The sequence below is a fragment of the Actinomadura soli genome, assembly GCF_005889715.1.
In the GTDB taxonomy this organism is placed as follows: domain Bacteria; phylum Actinomycetota; class Actinomycetes; order Streptosporangiales; family Streptosporangiaceae; genus Spirillospora; species Spirillospora soli.
In genome coordinates this window covers 1-2,257 of sequence record NZ_VCKW01000511.1, presented here as the reverse complement: position 1 = coordinate 2,257, position 2,257 = coordinate 1, and the positions used below count along the sequence as shown (strand labels likewise).

Genomic DNA, 2,257 nt, shown 5'->3' with positions numbered 1-2,257 from the left:
GTGAGGTGTTCGCGCAGGTGCTGGGCGTGGACGCGGTGTCGATGGACGATGATTTCTTCCGCCTGGGCGGGCATTCGCTGCTGGCGGTGTCGCTGGTGGAGCGGCTGCGGGCACGCGGGGTTCATGTCGCGGTGCGGGCGTTGTTTGAGTCTCCGACTCCGGCGGGGTTGGCGCGGGCGGCGGCGGCCGATCCGGTCGTGGTCCCGGCCAACCTGATCCCGCCAGGCGCCCAGCACATCACCCCCGACATGCTGCCCCTGGTGGAGCTGACCCAGACCGAAATCGACCGGGTGGTCGCCACCGTGGACGGCGGCGCCACCAACGTGGCGGACGTGTATCCGCTGACTCCGCTGCAGGAAGGGATGCTCTTCCATCATCTGCTCGCCGATGACGGCGCGGACGTGTACGTCACCGCACAAGTCGTGGAGTTCGACTCGCGGGCACGGCTCCATGCGGTCGTCCAGGCGTTGCAGCAGGTCGTGGACCGCCACGACATCTACCGCACGGGCGTGGTCTGGGAAGGACTGCGCGAGCCCGTCCAGGTGGTGTGGCGTCACGCACGGCTGCCGGTCGTCGAGTACGCCGGGGACCCGGCCGAGACCGACCCGGCGGCCGCACTGCTGGCCAAGGTGGGGTCGGTGATGGACCTCGTCCAGGCCCCGTTGATGGACCTCCATGTGGTCGAGGCACCGGAGAACCGATGGCTCGGGCTGGTGCGGATGCACCACATGGTGCAGGACCGCTTCGGCCTCGACGTGCTGCTGCACGAGTTGAGGACGGTCCTGTCCGGGCAGGGCGCGGCCTTGGCGCCCGCGGCGCCGTTCCGCGACTTCGTGGCCCACACCCGGGGAATCGACCGGTCCCAGCACGAGCGGTTCTTCGCGGACCTGCTCGGCGACGTGACCGAACCGACCGCACCGTTCGGACTGCTCGACGTGCACAGCGCCGACACCGAAATCGTCTCCGCACTGACCCCGGTCCCCGGGGAGTCCGTGATCCGGCTGCGAAATGTGGCGCAACAGCTGGGCGTCAGCCCCGCGACGGTGCTGCATGTGGCGTGGGCGCGGGTGCTGAGCGTGCTGTCCGGCCGCGACGACGTCGTGTTCGGCACGGTGATGTTCGGGCGAATGAACGCCGGCGATAGCGCAGACCGGGTCCTTGGGCCTTTCATCAACACCCTCCCGGTGCGGGCGCAGACCGGTCGCACAGGCGTCCGGGCGGCTGTCGAGGCGATGCGGTCGCAGTTGGCGGCTTTGCTTGAGCACGAGCACGCCCCCTTGGCGATCGCCCAGCGGGCCAGCGGGATCGTGGGCAACGCCCCTGTGTTCACCTCGCTCTTCAACTATCGCCACGTGTGGCGAGGGGCCGACAACACCGGACAGCGCGGGCTGGAGGGCATCCATAGCGTCCTCACCCAGGAGCAGACCAACTACCCGCTGACCGTGGCGGTGGACGACCTGGGCCATGAAGAGCTGACGCTCAGCGTGGAGGCGTTCAGCACTATTGATGCGGCTGCGGTCGGCCGACTGGTGTGCACCGCGATCGAGAACGTGGTCACCGCACTCGCTGCAACGCTCGACGGCGCTCCGGACACAGCTCTCAACACGCTGGATGTCCTCGACCAGCAGGAGCGGGACCTCGTGGTGTCGGGATGGAACGACACGGCGGTGGATGCCCCGGCAGGGCTGGTGGTGGAGCTGTTCGAGGCCCAGGCGCGCCGGACCCCGGACGCGGTCGCAGTGGTCTTCGAGGGCACCGAACTGACCTACGGGGAGTTGGACGTTCGCGCGAACCGGGTGGCGCATTATCTGGCTGACCGGGGTGTGGGCGCGGAGTCGGTGGTGGCGGTGCGGCTGCCGCGCGGTATCGAGATGGTCGTGGCGATTGTGGGGGTGTGGAAGGCGGGTGGCGCGTATCTGCCGGTGGATCCGGGGGTTCCGGCCGAGCGCATGGCGTTCATGGCCGCCGACAGCGGCGCGGCCCTGATCTTGACCGAGGATGACCTCGCCGCGTCGGTGGAGCACCCCGATACCCGGTTGCTGGTCGAACGGGATCGTGCGGGGTTGGCGTATGTGATTTACACCTCTGGGTCGACGGGGCGGCCGAAGGGGGTGGCGGTTACCCATGGTGGTTTGGCGAATGTGGTGTCGGTGTTTGGGCCGGTGATGGGTGCGGGCCCGGGTGTTGGGGTGTTGCAGTTCGCCTCGTTCGGTTTCGATGCGTCGGTGCTGGATGTGGGGGTGGCGTTGTCGTCGGG

1 protein-coding gene is annotated in these 2,257 nt (G+C 68.8%); it reads left to right on the top strand.

Annotation, left to right across the window (positions count from 1 at the left end):
- The coding region (locus tag ETD83_RS41325) for a condensation domain-containing protein (RefSeq protein ID WP_138650686.1) at window positions 1–2,257 on the top strand (2,257 nt) is incomplete at both ends.